Here is a 23,503-nt window from a genome sequence, read left to right as displayed (position 1 = left end):
CGACGCTGTCGACGAGAAGATAACAGGATATCTGCATATTGAACAGTGTTATCTTCGGTTCATGACTCATACCGCACCACTGGCCGGAGTGACCGTGCTGAGCCTGGCCGAGCAGTACCCGGGGCCATATGCGACCTTGCTGCTGGCCGACCTCGGCGCCGACGTCGTGCTCGTCGAGCGGTGCGGCGCGGGGGATCCGTCGCGCCGGTTTCCCGGGTTCCACGAGGCGTTGAACCGCAACAAGCGCTCGGTGGCGGTAGACCTCAAGTCCGCGGCGGGGCGCGCCGTGTTCCTGCGGATGTGCGAGCGTGCCGACGTGGTGCTGGAGGGCTTCCGTCCCGGCGTCGTGGACCGGCTCGGCGTGGGCTACGACGCCGTGTGCGCGGTCAACCCGGACGTCGTCTACGTGTCGATCTCCGGCTTCGGTCAGCATGGCCCGTTGCGGAACAGGCCCGCACACGATGTGTCCTATCAGGCCATTGCCGGGATGCTGGCCGAGCGGCTGGATCGCACGGACCCGTGGCCGGCGCCGCGGATCGCCGTCGCCGACCTGTCGTCGGGCATGTTCGCCGTCATCGCGGCACTCAGCGGCCTTCTCGCCGGGTCGGGCGGATACTTCGACGTTTCGATGACCGACGGCCTGATGTCCTGGATGACGACCTACGCGTTCTGTGCCGCGAACGGGCTCGCGGAGCCGGGTCTGCCGCCGCGTGAACCCGGCTACGAGCTGTACCGCACTGCCGATGGCGGCGTGCTGAGCCTGAGCGTCGCACACGAGGACGACTTCTGGCGGGCGTTGTGCGGCGTGCTTGGACTCACCGAGCACGGCCCGCTTTCCGCGGCCGACCGGCGCGCGCGGTATCCCGAGTTGCGCGAACGGATCGCCAGCGTTGTGGCTACCCGTGGGCGTGCGGAGTGGGAACGGGAACTGGACGCCGCCGGGGTTCCGTTCAGCCCCGTGCTATCGGTGGCGGAGATGGTGGCGCATCCGCACATCCGGGCGCGCGAGTTGCTTGTGGACGTTCCGGCTACAGGCGGACGCCCAGCGCGGCGGCACATCCGGCAGCCATTGGCCATCCGCGGGCACGCGACAGCGATCGAGCGGCATGTGCCCGCGCTCGGGGAGCACACCCGCGAGGTGCTCGCGGCCGCGGGCTACCCGGAGGAGGAGATTCGGTCTCTGCTCGAGCAGGGTGTCGTCGGCGAACCGTAATCGCTACGCGGGTGGCAGCACCGACTTCTTGATCATGTCCAGCTGGGCGTCCATCAGGGCGTGCTGGTCCTCGCCGAGGACGGTGAGCCGTCCGGACTTGCTCATCAGCACGATGCCGAATATCGCGGCGCCCGCACCGACGGCGGCTCGGTGCGCCCGTTCGGTGTCGGTCACCCCGTCGGCGACGAACGCATGGGTCAACTCGTCGAACAGCACGTTGAGTTGTTGGTTCAGCTCCTGGTTGAGCTCATGGGTGAGGCCGACCGGCCGGACTCCGCCGCCGAAAAGGTAGAACGACAGGTCGAAGTCGTGTGGCCGGTCCACGTAGAACCGGAACATCCGGCTCAGTGCGGCGCTCGCTCGCTCTCCGGCGGGTGCCTCGGCGCGGGCGGCGCGGGACTCGGCGATCAACACGTCCAGCGAGTCGCGCAGGATGTCGGCGTAGATCTCTTCCTTGCTCGGGTAGTAGGTGTAGATCGCGCCAGTGGTGTATCCGGCTGCCTTGGCGATCTCCCGAACCGACGCGCCGGCGATGCCCACCCGAGCGAAGAGCGCCTTGGCGGCATCGCGGATGAGTTGCCGCTTGAGGTCGCCGACGGCCTTGGCGCGTTCGGCGGCGGCGTTCGATTCGGTTCCCATGTCTCGTGTCTAGCAGATCGCGTCGTTGTACGGGTGGGGTGACCGGTCAGTCGTACGGGCCGCCGGCCACGTACAGCACCTGGCCAGACACGTAGCGGGCGTCGTCCCGGACGAAGAACGACGTGGCGGCCGCGACGTCGGCCGGCTGGCCGGCACGGCCGACGGGGATCTTGGCCACCGCCGCCGAGCGGAAGTCCTCGAAAGTCATGCCGACGCGCTTGGCGGTGGCGACATTCATCGCGGTCTCGATGAATCCGGGCGCGATCGCGTTGACGGTGATGCCGAACTTGCCCAGCTCAATGGCCAACGTCTTGGTGAATCCCTGTATCCCGGCCTTCGCCGCCGCGTAGTTCGCTTGGCCCCGGTTGCCCTGCGCCGAGGTGCTCGAGGTGTTGACGATGCGGCCCCATCCCGCGGCGACCATGTGCTGCTGGGCGGCACGGCTCATCAGGAACGCACCACGCAGGTGAACGTCCATCACCGAGTCCCAGTCCGCCGCGGACATCTTGAACAGCAGGTTGTCCCGCAGGATTCCGGCGTTGTTCACCAGCACCGTGGGCGAACCGAGGTCCTCGGCGACCCGGGCCACCGCTCGCGCGACGGCCTGCTCATCGGTGACGTCGGCGCCGACGGCCAGGGCTCGTCCGCCGCCGGCGTCGATCTCGGCGACGACGCTCTTGCACGCGTACTCGTCGAGGTCCAGCACGGCCACGGCGAACCCGTCGGCGCTAAGCCGCCGCGCGGTCGCCGCTCCGATGCCGTGGGCCGCGCCGGTCACGATCGCCGTCCTTCTGTTCGCCGTGTCGATATCCATCGTCCGTCCCTCCGTCATTGACTCGTGCGTATGAGTGAATTACGTTAGCCTCAACATAACGCCGTATCAACTTTTTGAACAGTGATCTGACGCGGTGAGTGGAACCTTGGAGGACGTGGTGACCAAGCACCTGAAGTCCGCGGTACCGGTGGCGGCAGACGAAGATCGGTCTCGCAGCGTGCGCGAGACCGTCAGCGAGGTACTCGCCGACATTCGGCGTCGTGGTGACACCGCGGTACGCGAGTACTCGGTGAAGTTCGACAACTGGTCGCCCGAGAGCTTCCGGCTGTCGGGGGAGGAGGTCGAACGCATCGTCGCGACGGTTCCGGCCGACGTGATCGCGGACATCCGGACTGTGCAGGACAACGTCCGCGAGTTCGCCCGCCACCAGCTCGGGTCGTTACGCGAGTTCGAAGTGGAGACCCAGCCGGGGGTTTTCCTGGGGCAGAAGAACATCCCGGTGTCGTCGGTCGGCGCCTACGTGCCCGGCGGCCGGTATCCGCTCGTCGCGTCCGCGCACATGACGATCGCCACCGCGAAGGTCGGCGGGGTCGATCACGTCACGGCGTGTACGCCACCGATCCGCGGCGAGGTGCCCGCTACAACGGTAGCGGCGATGGCGCTGGCGGGAGCCGACGAGATCCTTTTGCTCGGCGGGGTTCAGGCGGTGGCGGCGATGGGGTTCGGCACTGAGACGATCCGCAAGGCCGAGCTGATCGCCGGGCCGGGCAACGCCTACGTCGCGGAGGCCAAGCGGCAGCTGTTCGGTGAGGTCGGCATCGACCTGCTGGCCGGGCCCACCGAGATCCTGGTGGTTGCCGACGAGCACGCGGACCCCTTCGTGGTCGCGGTGGATCTGCTGTCACAGGCCGAACACGGCCCGGACTCGCCCGCGGTGCTCATCACCACGTCCGCGGAGCTGGCACAGCGGGTGCTCGAGCACATCGAACGGATCCTGCCGGACATGCCGACCCGGGACTTCGCCGCTCCCGCATGGCAGAACCACGGTGAGGTCATCGTCGTGGACGACCTCCCGGCCGCCTACGCGTTGGCCGACGACTACGCCAGCGAGCACGTCCAGATCCTCACCGAGGAGCCCCGCCGAGCGCTCGCGGCGATGCGCAACTACGGCGCGCTGTTCCTGGGCGAGGGGACCTGTGTGTCCTACGGCGACAAGGTCATCGGCACCAACCACACGCTGCCGACCGGGGGCGCGGCTCGATACACCGGTGGCCTCTGGGTCGGCAAGTACCTCAAGACCGTGACCTACCAGGAGGTCACCGACACCACCTCGAGCGCCCGGCTCGGGGAACTGTGCGGCCGGGCGGCTCGGGTGGAGTTCTTCGAAGGCCATGCCCGCTCCGGCGACGTGCGGGCGGCGAAGTACGCCGGCGCGCCGATGGCATGGGCACCCGCGCGATACGGGACCGCGCGGTGAGATCGAGCTGGTCTCGGCGCCGGGTCGGTGTGGTCGGGTCCGGGTACATGGGGCAGGGCATCGCGCAGGTCCTGGCCGCCGCGGGCGCGCACGTCGTGGTACTGGACATCGACGGTGACCGGGCCGCCGCCTCGCTGGCGCACCTGCGCACACAGGCTCGGGCGTTCGAGGCACGCGGGCTGTGGCCGGCGGGTCGGGCAGAGCAGGTCGCCGCCCGGACCGCGGCCGCCGCGTCGATGGCCGACGGCCTGCCGGGGACGGACCTGGTCGTCGAGGCGGTCGTCGAGGACGTGCGGGTCAAACGGGACGTGCTGGCCGCGATCGAGCAGCACGCGCCGGCGGCCGCACCGATCGCGACCAACACCTCGTCGATCCCGATCGCCGAGCTTGCCGTGGCGCTGGGTGACCCGTCCCGGCTGCTCGGCGTGCACTGGTTCAACCCGCCGCAGTTCGTGCCGGGCGTGGAGATCATCCCCGGACCGGGGACGGACGAGTCGACGGTGACCTGGCTCGTCGCGCTGCTGCGGGCCGCGGGCAAGTCGCCCGCCGTGGTCAGCGACGGACCCGGGTTCGTGGCGAACCGGCTGCAGTTCGCGCTGTTTCGCGAGGCCGCCCTGCTGGTCGAGGAAGGCGTGGCCGAACCGGAGCAGGTCGACGAGGTGGTGCGCCACTCGTTCGGGTTTCGGCTGCCGTTCTTCGGCCCGTTCGCCATCGCCGACATGGCCGGGCTGGACGTCTACGCGGGCGCCTTCGACACGTTGCGGCGGGCCTACGGCGAGCGGTTCGCCCCGCCCCCGGCACTCAGCGAGCTGGTGGCGCGCGGCCGGCTCGGCACGAAGAGCGGTGGCGGGTTCCTGGCACTGGACCAGATCCAGACCCGCGCCATGCTCGCCCGCCGGGACAGCGACTACGCCCGCCTGCTCGAACTCCTCGCCGCGGATCCCGACGACACCGACGCACATGCCGACGCACAGGGAGCGCCACGATGACCGACCAGCTCACCAAGGCCGCCGTGTCACCGGAAACCCGGCGACGTCGTGCCGAGTACCCGGTTATCCGGACCGTGCCGACCCGCTGGGCCGATCACGACACGTACGGGCACGTCAACAACGCCGTGCACTACGTGCTGATGGACAGCGCTATCAACGGATGGCTGCTCGACGCGTCGCAAGTGGACATTCGGAAGCTACCCGCGATGGGCGTCGTCGTCGAGACCTCCTGCCGGTATTTCAAGGAGGTCCACTTTCCGCAGGAAGTGCACATCGGGATCGCGCTGGAGCGCTCCGGCAACACAAGCGTGCGCTACGACGTCGCCCTGTTCACCGACGACGAGACGCCGGTGGCCGTGGCCCGGTTCGTGCACGTCTACGTCGACCGGCACACCCGGCGGCCGGTGCCGATTCCGCCGGAGATCCACCAGGCCCTCCACCAGCTCCGGGCGACCAGGAATGTGTCCTAACGCGACAGTCGACCGGTTCGCCCGCGTCCTGGGCGCCGGGTCGTACCGGCCGCGTCGAGTCGTGTCCAATGAGGAGGTTGCCGGGCCGATCGGGTCGAGCGACGCCTGGATCAGGGCACGGTCGGGCATCCGGCGGCGACGGTGGGCCGACGATACCGAGACGCTCTCGGCCATGGCGGCCGCGGCCGCCGAGCAGGCCCTTTCACGTGCGGCTGTCGTGCCGGGACAGGTCGACTGCGTCCTCGTCGCGTCGATGACGCACATGCGGCAGACCCCGGCGGCGGCCAGCGAGGTGGCCGCCCGGATCGGCGCGCCGGATGCCGCCGCCTTCGACGTGTCCGCCGCCTGCGCGGGCTTCTGTTACGCACTGGCACTGGCCAACGACATGGTGTGCGGCGGCAGCGCGTCGGTGGTTCTGGTGGTCGGTGCGGAACGGATGACCGACGTGCTCGACCACGGCGACCGCGGCACCGCGTTCGTGTTCGGCGACGGCGCGGGCGCGGTCGTGGTCGGCCCGTCGCACGAGCCGGACATCGGGCCGGTCGTGTGGGGCGGCGACGCCACCCGGACCACCGCGATCACCCAGGACCGTAGCTGGACGGCGTGGCGACGGGAGCTGACGGCGGATTCGCACGCGGCGTGGCCGAGTCTGCGCATGCAGGGCTCCGCGGTGTTCCGGTGGGCGACCACGGCCATCGTCGACGTGGCCCGGCGGGCGCTCAAGCAGGCGGGCATCGAGGTGGCGGACCTGGCCGCGTTCATCCCGCACCAGGCCAACGGCCGGATCACCGACTCGCTCGCCCGTTCCCTCGGACTGCCCGACGGCGTGGTCATCGCCCGCGATGTCGAGGAGCAAGGCAACACGTCGGCGGCCTCGATCCCGCTCGCCTTGTGCGCGCTGCTCGACACGGGCGCGATCCGTTCCGGCGATCGGGCGCTGTTGCTGGGGTTCGGTGCGGGTCTGACCTATGCCGGCCAGGTAGTCACCGTGCCGTGAGCGGGGATTTACGCGCCGTCATGCGAGGCGAGCGCGTAGCGGCCGGGTGTCGTCCCGACGTAACGCTTGAAGTGCCGCGTGAAATGCGACTGGTCGTAGAAGCCGACGCTGGCGGCGACCTCCGACGCGGGTTCCCCGTCAAGCAGCCGCTGCCGGGCGAGTTCGATGCGGCGGCCGAGTTGGTAGGCGTGTGGCGGGACGCCGAACTGCCGGGTGAAGGAGCGAACCAGGTGCGCGGGGTTGGCGCCGAGGGTCTGACTGGCAGTACCGAGCGAGACCGAGGCCGCGAGATCGGTGTCGAGCAGCGCGCGGAACTGTTCGGCCAGGCTGCCGGGACGCTGTGGCCACGCGGGATCAGTCGCCGCACGCCGGCGCAAGTGGCCGCGCAGCCGGTCGAGGGCCACCGCCAGCCTGCTCTCCGCCTCGAGCGCGTCATCGGCGTGGTTCAGCAGTCCGTGGATGGCGGACAGGTGCCGGCGCAGCACCGGATCTCCGATCACCGGCTGATCGACGGCCGGGCCGATGAGTTCCTCGCCGAGTGCGGCGCTCGCCAGGTACAGCACCCGCTTGCGGAAGCCGTCGCTGGTGGCGGGACGCCCGTCGTGCACGACGTATGGCGGCAACACGCCCACTGTGGACGGATCGGTACCGTGCGGATGTCGATCCAGGTCGTACCGGATCGCACCGTCGTCGACCAGAAACAGGGTCCACGTCTGGTGCGCGTGCGCGGGGTAGGCGTAGTGAGCGAAACGCGCGTGAAATACCTCGACGATTTCCGGAATCGCCGGCTTCCACGCGCGCACCCGATCGGTATCTCGGTGAGATCCTTCAACCATACCGTCAATCGTTTCGCTCAGGCGGGAGATATTCGGGATGACCGCATTCTAGACAGGACGCAAAGAACGTACAAGACCTTCCGCGCCCGTCCGGCCTACCTTCGGTCCGACGACCAGCCGAAACGGAGTCAGGAGCAGGGATGGTGCGAGAGGACGCGGTGACCAGGTACGTCCGGTACGAGCACGCGGGTGAGGCCCGCTACGGGATTTGGGACGACGACGAGATTCACGAGCTCAAGGGCGATCTGTTCACCGGCGCGACGACTACTGGGCGTACACATGCGGTTTCCGACGTGACATTTCTGGTGCCGTGCGAGCCGTCGAAGGTGATAGCCGTCGGCCTGAACTACGCGAGCCACCGAGAACACGTCGAGAAATCCGAGGGTGTGATTCGCAACGCGGCCGGCCGGCCGGTCCCGGATGACTATCCCGGTGTATTCGCCAAGTTCCCCACGAGCCTGATTCCGAATGGCGCGGACATCGTTTTCCCGGCCGACGCCAAGAACGTCCATTTCGAGGGCGAGCTGGCTCTGGTGATCGGCAAGACCGCACGAGACGTGCCGACGGCACAGGCCCGGGAGCACGTCTTCGGGGTGACGATCTGCAACGACCTGGTCGAACGCGACTGGTTGCTGGAGGACCTGCAGTGGTTCCGCGCCAAGGGCGCCGACGGCTTCGGCCCGATCGGGCCGGCCATCGTCACCGGGTTGGACTACCGCTCGGGCCTCGCGCTCGAGACACGCGTCAACGGCGAGGTGCGCCAGTCGTCCAACACGAGCGAGTTGGTCTTCTCGCCGGACGAGCTGCTCAGCTACTGCAGCAGGTATGTGACGTTGCTGCCCGGCGACGTGATCTTCACCGGTACGCCGGGCACCACGCAGGCCGTCGTCCAGGGCGACGAGATCGAGGTCGAGATCGAGGGAATCGGGCTACTGCGCAACGCCGTCGCCGCGCGACGGCCGGCGACGTGAGTCCCGGCAAGGAGGACACCGACATGGGTATCACAGCGGTTCGCGGCTTTCTGGCCGAGCACGCGCCGGACGTGACGATCGTGGAACTGGCGCAGAGCAGCAACACCCAGTGGCTGTCGGCGGAGTGGAACATCGCGCCCGCGCAGATCGCCAAGACGCTCTCGCTGTCGGTCGGCGACCGGAACGTGCTGCTGGTGGCCTGCGGCGACTCACGGCTGGACAACCGCAAGGTACGGGCCGAGTGGGGCGGCAAGGCGCGGATGTTGGCGCCCGAGGTGGCCGAGCGGCTGACCGGGCACCCGGTCGGCGGCGTCTGCCCGTTCGGGCTCGCCACACCGTTGCCGGTGTACTGCGACATCCAACTGAAGGCCTACGACGAGGTCGTCCCCGCGGCCGGCTCGACGCATGCCGCCATGCGGATCAACCCGGTGCGGATGGCCGAACTCGTCGGCGCCGCATGGGTGGACGTCTGCAAGACCCCCGATGGCGGATGACCACCGTGTCGTCCACAAAGGACGTGAGCTGATCGTGACCGCCATCGCGCCGTTCACGCACACCCCCAACCCGTCGCCGGCGGCCCCGGAACGCGTTGCGGAGGTGTTGGCCGAGCCCGGCTTCGGGCAGCACTTCACCGACCACATGGTGACCGTGCCATGGAACGCCGGGCTCGGCTGGCACCACGCGGCGGTGGTGCCCTACGACCCGCTGCCGGTCGACCCGGCGGCCGCGGTGTTGCACTACGGCCAGGCGATCTTCGAGGGACTCAAGGCCTACCGGCACCCGGACGGCACGGTCGCGACGTTCCGGCCAACCGCGAACGCGGCACGCTTCCGCAGATCGGCGGCGCGGATGGCGATGCCCGAACTGCCCGAGGCGCTGTTCCTGGAGTCGTTGTCGGCGCTGGTCCGAGCCGACCGGCGGTGGTTGCCCGACGGGGGAGAGGACGCCCTGTATCTGCGGCCCTTCGCGGTCGCGACACAGGTCGGTCTCGGCGTCAACCAGCCGTCGAACTCGTACCTGTACCTGGTGATCGCCTCGCCGGCCGGCGCCTACTTCGCCGCCGGCGGCGTCCGGCCGCTCACGGTGTGGCTGTCGACGGACTACATCCGGGCCGCGCGGGGCGGGACGGGTGAGGTGAAGTGCGCGGGCAACTACGGCGGCGCGTTCCTCGCCCAGGCACAGGCGGCCGAACAGGGTTGCGACCAGGTGGTGTGGCTCGACGCGACGGAACGTCGGTGGGTCGAGGAGATGGGCGGGATGAACCTGTTCTTCGTCTTCGGCTCGGGCTCGCGGGCCCGGCTCGTAACGCCCGCGCTGTCCGGATCGCTGCTGGCCGGCGTCACCCGGGACTCGCTGCTCACCCTCGGCGCGGACCTCGGCGTCTCCGTCGAGGAGCGACCGGTCTCGACCGGTGAGTGGCGGGAGGCCGCCGAAGCCGGTGCGCTCACCGAGGTCTTCGCCTGCGGCACGGCCGCGGTCATCACGCCCATCGGACGGGTCCGGCATGCGAATGGGCAGTTCACCATCGCCGACGGTCGTCCTGGCGATCTGACAATGCGCTTGCGCGCGGAGCTGACCGGTATCCAGACGGGCACGATTCCCGACCGCCATGGCTGGATGTATCGGCTCGGCTGAACAAGCGCAAAGGACGTACAAGACTCCCCTACGCGGAAACCGTAGCGTCAATTCATGGTGATCTCCGATGAGTTGACGATCGACCTACTCCGCATTCTTGTCGCTTTCGACACGACCAGCGCCACGTCGAACCTCGATTTCGCGAAATGGGTCGCTGGCTATCTGAGAGAGAACGGCGCGTGGGTTGGCCTGAACTTCGACGAGAACGGCGCCAACGCCAACGTCCTGGCCTGCTTCGGGCCACCGGAGCCCGGTGGTGTCGTGCTGTCCGCGCACACCGACGTGGTCCCGGTCGAGGGGCAACGGTGGATGTCGGATCCGTTCCGGCTGACACGGCGCGGGGACCGGCTGCACGGTCGGGGGACCGCCGACATGAAGGGGTTCATCGCCGTCTGCCTGGCGGCGGCACCGCACTGGGGAACGGGCCGGTTGCGGAGGCCGATCCACCTCGCGTTCAGTCACGACGAGGAGATCGGCTGCGTCGGTGCGCCGCGCCTTGTCGACGACGTGGTCGCCACCTGCGGACAGGCGCACGTTGTGATCGTCGGCGAGCCGACCGGCATGCGGGTCGCCGACCGCCATCGCGGCTACCTCGCGTTCCAGACGACTTTCTACGGCCACGCGGCGCATTCCAGCGACCCGTCGAAGGGCAGCAGCGCGGTTCAGGCCGCCGCGCGGTTCGTCGAGTTGCTTGCCGACCCGGAGTTGGGCCGTGCCGAGGGCGTGACCCGGACGACGGTCAACATCGGCCGGGTCACCGGCGGGACCGGGACCAACGTCGTGCCGGAACGCTGCGTCGTCGACTGGGAGCTGCGCCCGGCCGCCGACGCCGACATCGACGAGCTTCGGCGCCGTGCTGCTCGCTGGACGTCCACCGCGGCACGGGATCTGCGCGTGGAGAGCACTGAACTCGTCGCGGTTCCGCCGCTGCGTGCCGACGACGATCGAGCCGTTCGGTTGGTGCGCGAGTTCGGTCTGGACGGTCCGGCGGACAGCCTGCCCTACGGCACCGAGGCGGGCTATTTCCAAGCGGCGGGTATGCCCACGGTGATCTGCGGGCCGGGCTCGATCGAGCAGGCACACCAGCCCGACGAATGGATCGACACGGCCCAGCTCGGCCGTACGGCCGAATTTCTCATGGGCGTGACGAAATGGGCGGAAGAGGAGAATGTCCATGTCGACTGACAAGATTTCCGTGAGTTCGTCGGCTCCCGCGGCTACTCCGCGGGAATCGCGTCGGCGAAATGTTCGTGCGGTTGTGGTGACGCGACCGCCTCGTTGCTGCTCGCGGTCGCCACGTTCGGCGTGGGGTTCGCGATGCGGCCGATCGGTGCCGCCGTCCTGGGCAGCCTGGCCGACCGCCGAGGTCGCAAGGTCGCGCTGTCGGTGACCATCCTGATGATGGCGGTCGGCACGGCCATGATCGGGCTCGCACCGACGCACGCCGTGGCGGGTGCGTGGGCCCCGGCCATCATCGTGCTCGCCCGCCTGATCCAGGGATTCTCGGCTGGCGGCGAGTTCGGCGCCGCGACCGCCTTCCTGCTCGAGCACGCGCCGCCAGACCGCCGCGGGTTCTACGCCAGCTGGCAGCAGGCCGGCCAGGCGGGCGCGCTGCTGGTCGGGTCGGTGTCGGGTGTCGTGCTGACCGGGGCGCTGTCGCCGGCGGCCCTGGAGAGCTGGGGCTGGCGGGTGCCGTTCCTCCTCGGTGTCCTCATCGGACCAATCGGGTTCTACATCCGGGCCAGGACCGACGAGCCCGCGGAGTTCCGACGTGCCGACCGCCGGCGCTCCCGGCTCACACTCGCGGTCGGCAGCCACTGGCGTGGGATCGCCGCCGGGTTCGGGATCACCATCACCTGGACCGTGTGCACGTACTTCTTCCTGGTGTACATGCCGACCTACGCGGTCCGTGAGCACGGTATCGCGCAGCGGGACTCGTTCCTCGCCAACGGCGCGTGCCTGTTGGTGCTCCTGGTTCTGGTGCCCGTGTTCGGCGCGTACTCCGACCGGATCGGCCGCCGCACCCTGCTACTCGGATCCGTCACCGTCATCATCGTGCTCACGATGCCCTCGTTCGCGTGGCTGGCCGACAACCCGTCGTTCGGGTCGCTGTTGGCGTTGCAACTGTGCTTCGCGGTGGTCTTCGCGGCCTTCACGGGTGTCGCGCCGGCGGCCATGGCCGAGGTATGCCCCGCCGAGGTCATGTCGACCAGCATGTCCATCGCCTACAGCCTGGCGGTCGCCATCTTCGATGGGTTCGCCCCGTTCATAGCGACCTGGCTCATCGCCCAGACCGGCGACAAGCTCTCGCCGACCTGGTACGTCACCGCATCCTGTGTGCTCAGTGGACTGATGATTTTCGCCTTGTACCGCAACGAACTGGTCAGGCGCGCGACGACGTAGCCTCGCCCTCGGCTCCGTAGCCGGTCTCCGCGCGTACCAGCAACTCGGCGAACTCCCGCTCGTTGTGATCCCGTGGCGCCAACAGGGAGCCGAGCCAGCAACCCAGGAACCCCAACGGAACCGACAGTAGCGACGGGTAGGCGTACGGCCATGGCGCCGACTCGCCGGGGTAGACCGTCGGGCTGAGCAGGATCAGCACCAGCGAGCTGACCAGTCCGAACGCCAGGCCGGTCAGCACGCCGGCGGTGTTGAACCGGCGCCAGGTCAGGGCCATCACCAGCGCCGGGAAGTTGGCACTGGCCGCGACCGACAAGGCCAATCCGACCAGGAAGGTGATGTTGAAGGACGGCCCGGCCCAGACGGTGAGCACCATCGCCACGATCCCGACGGCGACGGCTGAGATCCGTGCGACCAACGTGACCTCTCGGTCGGAGCTGCGACCGCGGCGGACGACGTTGTTCCAGATGTCGTGGGCCACCGCGCCGGACGAGGTGATCACCAATCCGGCCACGACGGCCAGGATGGTCGCGAACGCCACCGCGGAGATCAACGCGAGCGCGATGCCGCCGCCGGTGGAGCCGATGCCGCCGCCGAGCTCGGCGGCCAGGGCCGGGCCCGCCAGGTTCCCGCTCTCGCCGGCGGCCCGCACACCCGCGTCGTCCAGCAGCGCGCGAGCGCCGAGGCCGATGATGATCGTCATCAGGAAGAAGCTGCCGATCAGCCCGACGGCCCACACGACGGACGTCCGCGCCGCCTTCGCGTCCGGCACCGTGAAGAACCGCATCAGGATGTGCGGCAGCCCGGCGGTGCCGAGAACGAACGTCATCCCGAACGACACGACATCGAGCGGGTCGCCGTACTGGAGCCCGGGCACCAGGTAGTCCGCGCCGGCCGGGTGGTTGCCCGCGGACCGCGCGAACAGGCCGGAGATGCTGAACCCGACTCGGGAAAGAATGACAACGGTGAGCACGATCCCGCAGACCATCAGCAGGCCGGCCTTGATGATCTGCACCCAGGTGGTGGCCAGCATGCCGCCGAAGATGACGTAGACCAACATCAACGTGCCGGTGAGCACCACCGCCACCGAGAAGTCGACACCGGCCAGCGCCTGCATGAGAACGCCCGCGCCGAGCAGCTGCGCCATCAGATAGAACCCGGTGACGGCCAGGGTGGTGACCGCGGCCGCGGCGCGGGTGGGGCGTTCGCGCAGCCGGAACGCGAGCACGTCCGCCATCGTGAACTTGCCGGTGTTGCGCATGCGCTCGGCGAGGATCAGCATCACCGGCACGAACGACATGATCGCCGCCACCGGGATGATCGTGCCGTCGAAGCCGTAGAGGAAGACCAGCCCGGCGATGCCGAGGAAGGTCGCCGCGGACAGGAAGTCGCCGGCGATGGCGAACCCGTTCTGCGCGCCGGTGATCCCGCGTCCGGCGACGAGGTACTCGGTCGCCGTCCGGGTGCGTCGCGCCGCCCAGTAGGTGACCGCGAACGTCACGGCCAGCACCACCCCGAAGACCGACAGGGCCAGCGTGTTCGACTCACCGTTCATGACTCGCCCTTTCCGACCTGGGACGCCGTGGCTTGCGCGAACCGCAGGCGCGCGCGGTCCTCCATCGCCTCGAACACGCGGTTCGACTTGCGTGCGTAGCTCGCCACCAGCGTGAACGCCAGGAGCTGGGCCAGCACCACCACGAGGAAGCTCACGTTGACCGCGCCCAGCACGCTCGCGCCGAGAAGGTCCCGGCCGAACGTCATGAGCAGCAGGTAGCCGGCGGTCCCAGCGATCCATGCGGAGTTCAGCGTCCACCGATACCGCCTGCGCCGCGCCACCAGCTCGCGCAGCTCGCTCAAGGACTCCAGCGTCGCCCAATCCACCGGTGATTTCATGTTGACTCCCGTATATCCGTGCACTATTCCGTTCGGGAACTGAGTGGTAGTTCGACGACCGCCCACCCCGGTGCGCAGACCTCTCCTTTCTGGTTGCGTTCTTCGAGCTCGCATTCTGCGATTGCGACACCGTCGCCGGATCGCACGGCGGTCACCTCGCCGGTGCAGGTGAGCACGTCACCGGCGACCGCGAGTTGCTTGTTCTGCCAACGAAAACGGCGTAGCCGCGCATGTGGGCCGGCCCAGTCCAGGACCGCCTGCACCAGGAAACAGCCGTGCAGATGGGAGGGAACCAGGATCGACGGATAACCCTCGCTGCGTGCGTGCGTCTCATCGTAGTGAATGAGATGCGCGTTCCACGTGACGGCGCTGTACCGGAAGAGCTGCACGCTCGTCGGGTGTTTCTCCAGTGCCGTGATCCGGGTGCCGACCGTGATATCGGAGAAATTCATGTCGATGACTCCTCGCGCACGATGAACGTCTCCCGGCAGGTCAGCAACTCGCTGCCGGCGTGATCGCGGAAGCGCCGCAGTACGGTCATGATCAGCAGCTCGCCGGAGCGTCCCTGCTTGAGCTTGGCGTCGTCGATGCTGACCTCCGCGGTCACGGCCGTACCGTCCGTGACCGGGTGGTGGAGCTCCAGGTCCTGGCCCGCGCCCATGAGGCGCAGGCCGTCGATGGGCACGCCCGCGGTCTCACTGCCTCCGGTGCCGTCCGCGCGCAGCTGCTCGTTCGCGGGGCCTGCGCCCCATTCCATTACCGCGGACAGATACAGCGGCGGCGCGACGGCGTCATCGCCGAAGTAGCGCGGGTTCACGTCACCGCTGGCGTAGGCGAAGCGCTGGAACTCCCGACACGAGACGACGCCCACGTCGACGGTCTGGATGCGACCGACGGCGCGGCTCGCGTGCTCGTACGCGAGTTGGATCGCGGAGGTCAACTGTCTCACCTCGAGTGTCGTTACAGGACTGTCAGGACACCGATACACTAGACGTAACAGTGTTCAAAAGATAGAGTCGCTGTTATCTCGGACGGAGGCGTCCATGAGCGTGAGCCAGTCCACGGAGCAGAACCTGCTCCGTCGCGTCAACGTCGGTGACATGCTGACGCGCACCGCGGCACGGTCACCGGGTGCGCTCGCCCTGGTCGACGGGCGCCGTCGCTGGACCTGGCGGGAGCTGGACGCCAGGGTCAACCAGATCGCGCACGGCCTGATCCGGGACGGCTACCGGCCCGACGACCGCATCGCCGTAATGTCCGGCAACACCGCGGAGTTCTTGATCACCTACTACGCCTGCGCCAAGGCGGGCGTCGTCGCCGTGCCCATCAACCTCGGCTGGAACACGGACCAGACCGCCTACGTCCTGCGCCACTCCGGCGTCACCGGCATCGTCGTCGCCGCCGACCTGCTCGGCGCGGCGCTCGACGCGATCCGCGAGGTCGACACGGTCACGGACGTCATCGTCGTCGGCGACGAGATGCTCGACATCGGGCGCCGCTGCCGGAGATTTGATGACCTCGCGGCAGACAGGGAGGATGCCCCGGCGGTCGTCATCGGCGACGACTGTCCGGTGCAGTGTCTCTACACCGGTGGCACGACGTCGCGCCCGAAGGGCGTGCTGGGCAGCCACTTGGCGGTGTACCTGGAATCGCTGGCCATCGCCGTGGAGTGGTCCTTCTCCGACCGCGACCGGCTCGCCTGCATGATGCCGCTGTTCCACACCGCGCAGCTCAATCTCTTCTGCACACCCGCCGTGGCGGTCGGCGCCACGATGGTGCTGCTGCCGTCCTTCGACGCGGCACGGCTGCTGGACACCATCGAGGAGTTCGGTGTCACGATCATCTTCGGGCTGCCGATGATGTACCGCGAACTGCTCGGCCGCGACGACATCACCACCCGCGACGTGTCGACGCTACGGCTCGCGGTCTACGGCATGGCGCCGATGCCGGCCGACGAACTGCGGCGCGCGATCGAGCTGCTCGGCTGCGACTTGTCGCTGATGTTCGGGCAGACCGAGATGAGTCCGGTGACCACGATCTTCCGTCCGGAGCACCAGCTGTCGCACAGTGGTGCGGTGGGCACCCCCACCGTGAACACCCAGGTCGCCATCATGGACTACGACGGTGGCTTGCTCGAGTCCGGCCGCACCGGCGAGATCGTCTACCGCGGCCCGCAGCTGATGAACGGCTACCTGGACGACGACGCGGCCACCGCCGACGCGTGCCGAAACGGCTGGTTCCACTCCGGCGACCTCGGCCACTTCGACGACGACGGCATCCTCTGGTTCGACGACCGCACCAAGGACGTCATCAAGACCGGCGGCGAGAACGTCGCGTCCATCGAGGTCGAGCTCGCGCTGTACGCCGCCGAACCGGCGATCCGCGAGGTAGCGGTGATCGGCCTGCCACACGAGCGTTGGGGCGAGGCCATCACCGCGGTGGCGGTTCCCCGGCCCGGCCACCAGCTCGACGGCGGGACCATCCGTCACAAGGTGAAGGCTCATCTCGACGGGTTCAAGGTACCCAAGGACGTCATCGTCCGTGCCGAGCTGCCCAAGACCTCGACGGGAAAGGTCCAGAAGAACCTCCTGCGGCAGGAGCACGCCGCCCACTACTCCGGCTGAGGGCTCCGGACCGAGCAAAGGCGCAGGTCATGTCGAACACGCTGTACAGCCAACTTCTCCTCACCGCGGACCGGTTCCCGGACCGGGAGGCCATCGTCCACAACGGAACTCGCCTTACCTGGAGCGAACTTCGCGGACAGGTCGACGGGGTCGCGGCCGGGTTGCTGGACCTCGAAGTCCAGCGAGGGGACAAGGTCGCGGTCTGGCTGCCCAACATCCCGGAGTGGCCGGTGGTCTGGCTGGCCACGACCAGCATCGGCGCCACCCTGGTCCCGATCAACACCCGCTACCAGACCGGTGAAGCCGCGTACCTGATCGAACAGTCCGGTGCCCGCGTGCTGTTCCACCTGCCCGAGTTTCTCGGCACGGACTACACCGCGATGGTCGAGGAGATCCAAGCCCGGCAGCCAGGCCTGCGACACGTGGTGACCGTCGGCGACGACACCGCGCTGACCTTCAACAGCCTGGCCGCCACCCCGATGTCCGACCGGCTGGCGAAGGCCCGCGCCGCCGCCGAGCCGTCCGACGACATCATCCTGCTCTACACGTCGGGAACCACCGGCGTGCCGAAAGGCGTGCGACACCGGCACGAGGCACTCGCCGACGTCGCGGCCATGGCCAGGCTGATGTCCGTCAGCAGCTCCGACCGGCTTCTCGCGCACATGCCGTTCTTCCACGTCGCCGGCTCGTTCATGGCCGTGCTCACTGCGCTGCACACCGGGTGCACGCTGGTCTGCGTGGACCGGTTCACCGGAGAAACCGCCCTGCGCACCGTGCAAGCCGAGCAGTGCACCGTGGTCAACGGCGTGCCGAGCCACTTCATCATGATGCTGACCGCACTCGACCAGAACTCCTACGACCTGCGGTCGGTGCGGGTGGGCTGGATCGCCGGCTCGACCATCCCCGCGGACCTTGTCCGGGGCGTCCGGGAGAGGTTCGGCATGGACCTGGTCGTGATGTACGGCCTGACCGAGACCACCGGAGTGGCCACCGCGACCCGCCCCGACGACCCGCTCGACGCCCTGCTGGAGACCGTCGGCACCCCCATCGGCAACGACTACGAGGTCGCCATCTTCGACCCGGGCTCTATGCAACCCACCGCCCACGGCGCAGAGGGGGAGGTGTGGATCAGAGGACACCGGGTGACCAGCGGCTACCACCGAATGCCGCAACAGACCATCGAAGCACTACGCCCGGACGGCTGGTTCCGCAGCGGTGACCTGGGCCTGATCCGAGCCGACGGACGGCTGCGGATCACCGGCCGGCTCAAGGACATCTTCATCGTCGGAGGCACGAACGTCTCGCCCGCCGAGATCGAGCGGACCATCTGTGAACTCGGAGCCGTCGCCCAAGCACAGGTCGTGGGTATTCCGGATGACCGCCTCGGTGAGGTCGGCATGGCGTTCGTCCAACTCAGACCGGGCCAAAACTTGCGGGCAGAGGACGTTGTCGACCACTGTGCCCGACGCTTGGCCAGGTACAAGGTGCCGCAGCGGGTCGAGTTCCTGACCGACTTCCCGACAACGGCCGCTGGCAAGGTACAGAAGTTCAAGCTCCGCGAGTACGCGATGCAAAGTTGATTACGATGTCGTCGACCATCCCTCGCAGTTCTCCCATTAGGCCTGCCGCGGCACGCTCACGGAGGAGCCCCCGGATCCAGGGTGTTGACGTGCTCGTCGAGCACCAACCCCTTCTGCCCAGGCGCTTGCGCCGCAGCGGTCAGGCCAACTTCCGCAGGGTGACCGGGCGGACGTGGCCAACAAGGATGAGATCGTGTTCGTCAAGGACGTCCCGGCGGGATGAAGTAGTGGCTGGGCCACGCCGCGAGCAAGATCCACTGCTGGTCTGGTTAAGCAGCACGGTGCGGTCGGCCATTCGGGCGTGCTCGACCGGCACCACTTCGGATACCGGTCGGTCGCAGATGACGTGCGGTGGGCGGAGCGGCGCAGCTTGCGGTTGGTCAGTTCGGCGAACCAGCGCTCGACCAGGTCGAGTCAGGAGCAGGTGGACCCGCCCGCCTCGCTCGATGTCATGCGATCGGCACCCCTTTCGCGGGGGATCGTGCCAAGGCGACGGTGAGCACGAGTGCGGCGAGGACCAGTGCCAGCCCGATGACCTCCACCGCGCGTATGTCGGTGATCCGGGCGGCGCCCACCGTGAGACTGCCGGCGACGAGCAGCCAGCCGGGCAGGAACCATTGACCGGTGCGGCGGATGAACGAGATGCCGAACACGGCGAGCCCGGTGTACAGCAACGCCGGGCCGACCTGGTAGACGATGAGCGCCAACGGCGTCGACTCCTGGATGGTGTCGAACATCGGGCCGGTGAGCGTTCGGTCGCCGCCGGCCAGGCGCATGACGACGAGGTCGATGAGGAACTGGCCGGCCAGCGCCAGCGCGCCCGCGAACATCAGCGCGCGGCCGGACCATGGCAGCCAGGCCGGGCCGTCGCGCACCAGGTCGTGCAGGAGCACGCCGGCCGGCAACATGGTCACGGCGCCGCACAGGAAGATCAGGTGCGATGCGGTCCACGCGTCGGTCGTCGACATCAGGAGCACGCCGACGACCAGTAACGCTGGCGCGAGGGCGAGGATCGGCAGTCTGGACGGCACGGCCGCCTCCGTTCCAGGTGGAGGTTGGATGGGCTCAACGGTCGCGCCTGGTGGCCGCCGGCGCATCGCCGGTGTGACCGATTGCGGTCTCACTCGCTTCGGTGAGGCGGTGCCGCGCCGGTCCGCACTACTGTGTAACGGGTGATGTCTGGTTGGCTGGCCAGGTTGCGGGTGTTGTCGCCGACCGCGGTTGATGTCGTCCTCACCGTGCTGGCGCTGATCGCGCAGTCGGCGCCGTTCCTGTTCACGATCAGAAGTGACGGCCGGCCGTGGACGGTGCTGGAGTTCGCTCCGGTGCTGCTCGCGACGCTGCCGGTGCTGTGGCGCCGGCGAAACCCGCTGCTGTGCCTGCTGATCACGGCGATCGGCATCGCCGGGTACTCGATGGTGGGCGGGCACGGGCCGGAGCAACCGGTCTGGTACGGCGCCCTGGTGGTGATGTACACGGTCGCCGACCAGGCGCCGCACCGGTCTCGAGTGGTCGCGCTCGTCGCTTCGGCGGTGGGCATCGTTCTCGTCGGCGGGCTGCTCGGCTCGGTTGCCGCGGCGGTCCGCGAGGTGTTCCTGTGGGGCGCGGCCTACGCGCTGGGCCGGTCCGCGCAGGTGCGACGGGACTACGCGGCGGCCTTGGAGGAGCGGGCGGCGCGGCAGGAGCGGGCGCGGATCGCCCGGGATACCCACGACATCCTGGCGCATGCGGTCAGCGTGATGGTGGTACAGGCGGAGGCTGGCCCGGTCGTGCTGCGCAGCGACCCCGCGCGGGCCGAGGCGGCGTTCGACGCCGTCGCCGCGGCGGGGCGGGACGCGATGACGCAGCTGCGGCGGACGCTCGGCGTTCTCCACGAGGCCGACCAGGGGGATGCCGGCCGCGATGTCGAGGAACCGTCGCTGGATCGGCTGCCCGAGCTGGTGGCGGGGGTCGGTCCGCACGTGTCGATGGTGACCGGTGGGATGCGACGGACGGTCCCGGCGGAGGTCGAGGTCGCTGTGTTCCGGATCGTGCAGGAGGCGTTGACCAATGTTGTCAGGCACTCCGACGCGGCCACCGCTTCGGTTCGCCTGGACTGGGAGGACACCGAGCTCGTGGTTACGATCACCGACGGCGGTGCGCCGAAGCCGAACGCCGGCGGCGGGCACGGGTTGATCGGGATCCGGGAACGCGCCGCGGCCTGTGGTGGCACCGCCCGCTTTGGACCCGTCGAGGGTGGACCTGGTTTCCAGGTTCAGGTGCGCCTGCCTGTCTGATGTGGAGTCGTCCGATGTGGAGCGAGGCGCCGCGGATCATCCGGGTGGTGATCGCCGACGACCAGGAGCTGGTCCGGAGCGGGTTCGCGATGATCCTGGAGGCACAGCCCGACTTCTCGGTGGTCGCCGAGGCGGGCGACGGGCTGGCGGCGGTCGCGGCGGTGCGCGAGCACCAGCCCGACGTGTTGCTGCTGGACATCAGGATGCCGCGGATGGACGGGATCGAGGCGGTTCGGATCGTGTGCGCGGACACCGCCACCCGCGTGGTCATGCTGACCACCTTCGATCAGGACGACTACGTCTACGACGCGCTCTTGGCCGGGGCGAGCGGGTTCCTGCTGAAGGACATCCGCCGCGACGATCTGGTGCAGGCGGTGCGGGTGGTGGCCGCCGGGGAGGCGCTGCTGTCGCCCGTGGTGACCCGGCGCCTGATCGACGACATGGTCCGCCGGCAGTCCCGCCCCGCGCCCGCGTCCGCCGACCTGGAGGTGCTCACCGCCCGCGAGTTGGAGGCGTTGGTGCTACTCGGCCGTGGCCTGTCCAACGCGGAGATCGCCGCGGAGCTGGTGGTGAGCGAGCACACCGTCAAGACGCACGTGAGCAACGTGCTCAGCAAGCTCCACCTGCGAGACCGAGTGCAGGCCGCGATCATCGCCTACGAACGGGGGCTCATCGTCCCCGGCTCCTCGTCCTGACGGCCCGGTCGGCGGATCGCTCGTGCCGGCGATGTCCGCGCCGGGTATTCGGTCGACCATCGAGCCATGAACCTCATCACGAAAGCGCTCGTCGCCACCGCCGGCGCGGTGCTCGCTGTCGCGTTAGGACCATCGGTGGCGCTGGCCGAGCCCGCTGGTGTGCGCACGACGGACGTCAGCTTCCGCACCGCCGACGGGATCACGTTGGGCGGCACCGTGTTCGCCCCGAGCGAAACGTCCGGGAAGCTGCCGGCCATGTTGCTCGTGCATGGCTCCGGCACCGGCGGCCCCGGCTACCGCGAGCAGCTGCGTGGCGAGGCGGAGGCATTCGCCAGGCGGGGGATCGTGGTGCTGGCACCGGACAAGCGGGAGAAGGACTACACGCGGTTCCACCGTGACTTCGGCCAGCTCGCGGACGACGCGCTGCGGGCGTTCGCGGTGCTGCGGGCGCGACCCGAAGTGGACCCGGCGAAGGCCGGGATGTGGGGGTTGAGCGAGGGCGGCTGGGTCGTGCCGATCGCCGCGGCGAGGACCGCGAACGTCAAGTTCGTGGTACTGGCGGCGGGTTCGGCCATGTCGCCGATCCGCCAGCAGTCGTGGAACGTCACCAACAAGATGGCCAACGCCGGCATCAACGGCTCGATCACCAGGTCGTTCCCGGTCACCTGGCACCGCATGATCTCCGACGCCGGCATGTACGGCGGCGGTTTCCACGACCCGATCCCCGCACTGCACGGCGTTCGACAGCCGGTACTCGGTCTGTGGGGTGAGCGGGACACGGCGATCCCGCCCGCGCAGAACGCCGAGCTGGTCGCCGCGATCCTGCGCGAGTCCGGCAACCACCAGTACGTGATCCGGTTCGTACCGAACGCCGAGCACGCGATGCACCAGCGCGGGCCGGACGGGGAGCGGCTGCCCGAGCTGATGCCCGGCTACGCGGACACCGTCGGCGCCTGGGTCCGTGACGTGACCACGGGTCGGGTGCCGGCCGAACACGTCGATCCGCTGCCCGCGCAGGACCGGACCAGCGTCGGGGTGTCGCGCCCGGCGTGGTGGGAGTCCGCGCCCGTGCAGTTCGGCGCGCTCGGGGTGTTCCTCGTCGCGTTCGGGGCCTACCCGCTGATCGCGGCGGTGCGTCGGTTCCGCGGGCGTGGCCTACCAGGTACGTGGTCGGCGCGAGTGCTCACCGGCACCGGCCTGATCGTTCCGCTCGGCATGACCGGCTACCTGTCGGCGCTGATGTTCACCATGACCGAGTACCGCGTGCAGGCCGGCTCACTGCTCGGCAACCGGCCGATCATCTGGCTGGTCCTGCAAGCACTCGCGGTCGCGGCGACCGTCGCCACGCTCCTGCTCGCTCGCGGCTGGCGAAACTCCGCCGACCGGCTACGCCACAGCCTGCTCCTAGCCGGCGGCGCCCTGTTCGTCCCCTGGGCGATCTACTGGGGACTGCTCCTGCCATGAAACACGACCACGGCGCCATCGCACCCGGCGTGGTGACCGGCCTCCTCGGACCGAACGGCGCTGGGAAGTCCACCACCATGCGGATGATCGTTGGGCTGGACCGGCCGACGTCCGGGCACCGCGCTGATCGACGGCCAGCCGTACGCCGCACTGCATCACTCACTGCGTACGGTCGCGGCCCTGCTGGATGCGGCCACCGCGCATCCCGGCCGCACCGCACGGGCACACCTCCGGGCCGTCGCCGCTGCGAACGGCATGACGCCCACGACGCTGCGGTTCGTGGTCGCGCCCAGCTGACAGGTCCGCATGTGCCGCCGTTCTTGGTCCATGATCGCGGCGGGCGCGTGGTGGGCGCTCAGCACGGTGATGAGGTGCTCGGCGATCCTGCTGGTCAGCGTCGCAGCGGGCGCCAACGGCATCAGGGCCGGCAAAGAAGCTGCTGCGCTTGTCGAGCCCGCCAACCGCGCCCGACGAGGATTGGCAGCACAAACAACTGACGACGCCATCCTTCCCTGACCGCGACCGTGGCATGCGATCCCGTCAGCCGTCACGCCTGCGCCAATCACGGA

The 23,503-nt window shown here is 69.0% G+C and carries 25 protein-coding genes and 1 pseudogene; 17 read left to right on the top strand and 9 right to left on the bottom strand.

Annotated elements, in window-relative coordinates; all coding sequences use genetic code 11:
* Window positions 1-61: 61 nt before the first annotated feature.
* Window positions 62-1,213: a CaiB/BaiF CoA transferase family protein gene (locus ACRDSK_RS03185; RefSeq protein WP_431438343.1), complete on the top strand. Its 1,152-nt coding sequence runs from the start codon at window positions 62-64 to the stop codon at window positions 1,211-1,213.
* Window positions 1,214-1,216: 3 nt separating this feature from the next.
* Here the strand turns inward: ACRDSK_RS03185 and ACRDSK_RS03180 are convergent, their stop codons facing one another.
* Window positions 1,217-1,852, bottom strand: a complete 636-nt coding sequence (locus ACRDSK_RS03180; protein ID WP_431438342.1) for a TetR/AcrR family transcriptional regulator — start codon at window positions 1,850-1,852, stop codon at window positions 1,217-1,219.
* Between the two features lie 46 nt (window positions 1,853-1,898).
* On the bottom strand, window positions 1,899-2,666 hold the full coding sequence (fabG, locus tag ACRDSK_RS03175; protein WP_431438341.1) for a 3-oxoacyl-ACP reductase FabG: 768 nt from the start codon (window positions 2,664-2,666) through the stop codon (window positions 1,899-1,901).
* A 94-nt stretch (window positions 2,667-2,760) separates the two neighbouring features.
* Here fabG and hisD point away from each other — a divergent pair, with 94 nt between their 5' ends.
* The 4 genes from hisD to ACRDSK_RS03155 are packed head-to-tail and all read left to right on the top strand — an operon-like array spanning window position 2,761 to window position 6,560.
* Window positions 2,761-4,104 carry a histidinol dehydrogenase gene (gene hisD / locus ACRDSK_RS03170; protein WP_431438340.1) on the top strand — a complete coding sequence of 448 codons (1,344 nt, stop codon included), beginning with the start codon at window positions 2,761-2,763 and terminating at the stop codon, window positions 4,102-4,104.
* Window positions 4,071-5,093, top strand: coding sequence for a 3-hydroxyacyl-CoA dehydrogenase family protein (locus tag ACRDSK_RS03165; protein ID WP_431438339.1), 1,023 nt, complete (start codon window positions 4,071-4,073; stop codon window positions 5,091-5,093). Before hisD ends, ACRDSK_RS03165 begins: the two co-directional genes overlap by 34 nt.
* Window positions 5,090-5,563 (top strand): acyl-CoA thioesterase, encoded by a 474-nt coding sequence (locus ACRDSK_RS03160; protein WP_431438338.1) that lies wholly within the window; start codon window positions 5,090-5,092, stop codon window positions 5,561-5,563. The genes ACRDSK_RS03165 and ACRDSK_RS03160 overlap by 4 nt, the downstream gene beginning before the upstream one ends.
* Entirely contained in the window at window positions 5,553-6,560 is a 1,008-nt protein-coding gene (locus tag ACRDSK_RS03155) for a beta-ketoacyl-ACP synthase 3 (RefSeq protein WP_431438337.1), read from the top strand. The genes ACRDSK_RS03160 and ACRDSK_RS03155 overlap by 11 nt, the downstream gene beginning before the upstream one ends.
* Window positions 6,561-6,568: 8 nt before the next feature.
* On the opposite strand, the gene ACRDSK_RS03150 is transcribed toward ACRDSK_RS03155, so the two are convergent.
* Window positions 6,569-7,396: a helix-turn-helix domain-containing protein gene (locus tag ACRDSK_RS03150; RefSeq protein ID WP_431438336.1), complete on the bottom strand. Its 828-nt coding sequence runs from the start codon at window positions 7,394-7,396 to the stop codon at window positions 6,569-6,571.
* A 140-nt stretch (window positions 7,397-7,536) separates the two neighbouring features.
* Between ACRDSK_RS03150 and ACRDSK_RS03145 the strand changes: the two genes are divergently transcribed.
* The 5 genes from ACRDSK_RS03145 to ACRDSK_RS03125 all read left to right on the top strand — a co-directional run bounded on the left by ACRDSK_RS03145 (window position 7,537) and on the right by ACRDSK_RS03125 (window position 12,405).
* Window positions 7,537-8,367, top strand: a complete 831-nt coding sequence (locus ACRDSK_RS03145) for a fumarylacetoacetate hydrolase family protein (protein WP_431438335.1) — start codon at window positions 7,537-7,539, stop codon at window positions 8,365-8,367.
* 23 nt (window positions 8,368-8,390) lie between these two features.
* Window positions 8,391-8,861, top strand: coding sequence for a YbaK/EbsC family protein (locus tag ACRDSK_RS03140; protein ID WP_431438334.1), 471 nt, complete (start codon window positions 8,391-8,393; stop codon window positions 8,859-8,861).
* 34 nt (window positions 8,862-8,895) lie between these two features.
* Window positions 8,896-10,002 carry a branched-chain amino acid aminotransferase gene (locus tag ACRDSK_RS03135; protein ID WP_431438333.1) on the top strand — a complete coding sequence of 369 codons (1,107 nt, stop codon included), beginning with the start codon at window positions 8,896-8,898 and terminating at the stop codon, window positions 10,000-10,002.
* A 54-nt stretch (window positions 10,003-10,056) separates the two neighbouring features.
* Window positions 10,057-11,187, top strand: a complete 1,131-nt coding sequence (gene argE, locus ACRDSK_RS03130) for an acetylornithine deacetylase (RefSeq protein WP_431438332.1) — start codon at window positions 10,057-10,059, stop codon at window positions 11,185-11,187.
* A gap of 93 nt (window positions 11,188-11,280) precedes the next feature.
* A complete protein-coding gene (locus tag ACRDSK_RS03125) occupies window positions 11,281-12,405 on the top strand; it encodes an MFS transporter (RefSeq protein WP_431438331.1) in 1,125 nt (374 codons plus the stop codon).
* Here ACRDSK_RS03125 and ACRDSK_RS03120 read toward each other — a convergent pair.
* The 4 genes from ACRDSK_RS03120 to ACRDSK_RS03105 are packed head-to-tail and all read right to left on the bottom strand — an operon-like array spanning window position 12,386 to window position 15,235.
* Complete coding sequence (locus ACRDSK_RS03120) at window positions 12,386-13,957, bottom strand: solute symporter family protein (protein WP_431438330.1); 1,572 nt, start codon at window positions 13,955-13,957, stop codon at window positions 12,386-12,388. The genes ACRDSK_RS03125 and ACRDSK_RS03120 overlap by 20 nt on opposite strands.
* On the bottom strand, window positions 13,954-14,295 hold the full coding sequence (locus tag ACRDSK_RS03115; RefSeq protein WP_431438329.1) for a DUF485 domain-containing protein: 342 nt from the start codon (window positions 14,293-14,295) through the stop codon (window positions 13,954-13,956). Before ACRDSK_RS03115 ends, ACRDSK_RS03120 begins: the two co-directional genes overlap by 4 nt.
* A 23-nt stretch (window positions 14,296-14,318) precedes the next feature.
* Entirely contained in the window at window positions 14,319-14,747 is a 429-nt protein-coding gene (locus ACRDSK_RS03110) for an FAS1-like dehydratase domain-containing protein (protein WP_431438328.1), read from the bottom strand.
* Window positions 14,744-15,235 (bottom strand): FAS1-like dehydratase domain-containing protein, encoded by a 492-nt coding sequence (locus ACRDSK_RS03105; protein WP_431438327.1) that lies wholly within the window; start codon window positions 15,233-15,235, stop codon window positions 14,744-14,746. Before ACRDSK_RS03105 ends, ACRDSK_RS03110 begins: the two co-directional genes overlap by 4 nt.
* A gap of 103 nt (window positions 15,236-15,338) precedes the next feature.
* Between ACRDSK_RS03105 and ACRDSK_RS03100 the strand changes: the two genes are divergently transcribed.
* Both ACRDSK_RS03100 and ACRDSK_RS03095 read left to right on the top strand, forming a co-directional pair.
* Entirely contained in the window at window positions 15,339-16,919 is a 1,581-nt protein-coding gene (locus tag ACRDSK_RS03100; RefSeq protein WP_431438326.1) for a class I adenylate-forming enzyme family protein, read from the top strand.
* Window positions 16,920-16,948: 29 nt separating this feature from the next.
* Window positions 16,949-18,499 (top strand): class I adenylate-forming enzyme family protein, encoded by a 1,551-nt coding sequence (locus ACRDSK_RS03095; protein WP_431438325.1) that lies wholly within the window; start codon window positions 16,949-16,951, stop codon window positions 18,497-18,499.
* A gap of 449 nt (window positions 18,500-18,948) precedes the next feature.
* Here ACRDSK_RS03095 and ACRDSK_RS03090 read toward each other — a convergent pair whose 3' ends face one another.
* Complete coding sequence (locus ACRDSK_RS03090; protein WP_431438324.1) at window positions 18,949-19,530, bottom strand: hypothetical protein; 582 nt, start codon at window positions 19,528-19,530, stop codon at window positions 18,949-18,951.
* A gap of 144 nt (window positions 19,531-19,674) precedes the next feature.
* Here ACRDSK_RS03090 and ACRDSK_RS03085 point away from each other — a divergent pair, with 144 nt between their 5' ends.
* From ACRDSK_RS03085 to ACRDSK_RS03070, 4 genes and pseudogenes are all read left to right on the top strand, one after another.
* Entirely contained in the window at window positions 19,675-20,775 is a 1,101-nt protein-coding gene (locus tag ACRDSK_RS03085; RefSeq protein ID WP_431438323.1) for a sensor histidine kinase, read from the top strand.
* A gap of 14 nt (window positions 20,776-20,789) precedes the next feature.
* Window positions 20,790-21,470: a response regulator gene (locus ACRDSK_RS03080; RefSeq protein ID WP_431438322.1), complete on the top strand. Its 681-nt coding sequence runs from the start codon at window positions 20,790-20,792 to the stop codon at window positions 21,468-21,470.
* A 66-nt stretch (window positions 21,471-21,536) separates the two neighbouring features.
* Window positions 21,537-22,934 (top strand): alpha/beta hydrolase family protein, encoded by a 1,398-nt coding sequence (locus ACRDSK_RS03075; protein ID WP_431438321.1) that lies wholly within the window; start codon window positions 21,537-21,539, stop codon window positions 22,932-22,934.
* Window positions 22,931-23,192, top strand: a pseudogene (locus tag ACRDSK_RS03070) (ATP-binding cassette domain-containing protein); the annotation flags it as partial. The gene ACRDSK_RS03075 and the pseudogene ACRDSK_RS03070, both read left to right, overlap by 4 nt.
* Here the strand turns inward: ACRDSK_RS03070 and ACRDSK_RS03065 are convergent.
* Window positions 23,090-23,353, bottom strand: a complete 264-nt coding sequence (locus tag ACRDSK_RS03065; protein WP_431438320.1) for a DUF6933 domain-containing protein — start codon at window positions 23,351-23,353, stop codon at window positions 23,090-23,092. The pseudogene ACRDSK_RS03070 and the gene ACRDSK_RS03065 sit on opposite strands and share 103 nt — an antisense overlap.
* Here ACRDSK_RS03065 and ACRDSK_RS03060 point away from each other — a divergent pair.
* Window positions 23,262-23,450 carry a hypothetical protein gene (locus ACRDSK_RS03060; protein ID WP_431438354.1) on the top strand — a complete coding sequence of 63 codons (189 nt, stop codon included), beginning with the start codon at window positions 23,262-23,264 and terminating at the stop codon, window positions 23,448-23,450. The two genes, ACRDSK_RS03065 and ACRDSK_RS03060, sit on opposite strands and share 92 nt — an antisense overlap.
* The last annotated feature ends 53 nt before the right edge of the window (window positions 23,451-23,503 follow it).

Origin of the sequence: Actinophytocola sp. (genome assembly GCF_050699915.1) — a bacterium.
In the GTDB taxonomy this organism is placed as follows: domain Bacteria; phylum Actinomycetota; class Actinomycetes; order Mycobacteriales; family Pseudonocardiaceae; genus Actinophytocola.
The sequence above is the reverse complement of the archived record's forward strand: the minus strand, read 5'-3'. Positions and strand labels throughout refer to the sequence as shown.